The sequence below is a fragment of the Burkholderia sp. Ac-20392 genome, assembly GCF_017104585.1.
Taxonomy (GTDB): Bacteria; Pseudomonadota; Gammaproteobacteria; order Burkholderiales; family Burkholderiaceae; genus Burkholderia; species Burkholderia lata.
Window position 1 is genome coordinate 1 of record NZ_JAAGPB010001125.1, and the last position, 763, is coordinate 763.

Below are 763 nucleotides of genomic sequence, written 5' to 3' on the forward strand. Positions count from 1 at the left end.
GGCGCCGGCCGCGAGCCTGCGCGCGCCGCTTCGCACGCTCGAGCTGCCCGACCTGGGCGACGGTTCCGGCGGTTCGCTGACGCCGCAGGCCGAGCGCCGGCTCGGCGAGCGCGTGATGCGCGAAGTGCGGCGCGATCCCGACTATCTCGACGACTGGCTCGTGCGCGACTACCTGAACGCGATGGCGGCGCGGCTCGCGGCCGCGGCGGCCGCGCGCTTCATCGGCGGCTACACGCCGGACTTCGACCTGTTCCCCGTGCGCGATCCGCAAATCAACGCGTTCTCGATGCCGGGCGGCTTCATCGGGATCAACAGCGGGCTCGTCGTCACGACACAGACGGAGTCGGAACTCGCATCGGTGGTCGGCCACGAGATGGGGCACGTGCTGCAGCGGCACATTGCGCGGATGATCGGCGCGAACGAGAAGACCGGCTACACGGCGCTCGCGACGATGCTGCTCGGCGTGCTGGCCGGCGTGCTCGCGAGAAGCGGCGACCTCGGCAGCGCGATCGCGGTGGGCGGGCAGGCGTATGCGGTCGACAACCAGCTGCGCTTTTCGCGATCGGCCGAGCGCGAGGCCGATCGCGTCGGCTTCCAGCTGCTCGCGGGCGCGGGCTATGACCCGTACGGGATGCCGGGCTTCTTCGAGCGGCTCGACCGCGCGTCGATGGGCGATGCGGGTGTGCCGGCCTACGCGCGCACGCACCCGCTGACCGGCGAGCGGATCGCCGACATGGAGGATCGCGCGCGCCGCGCGCCGTAC

At 72.3% G+C, this 763-nt stretch carries 1 protein-coding gene; it reads left to right on the forward strand.

All coding sequences use genetic code 11. The features are described 5' to 3' along the window. The coding region (locus G3N99_RS41175; protein ID WP_206125305.1) for a M48 family metalloprotease at positions 1–763 on the forward strand (763 nt) is incomplete at both ends.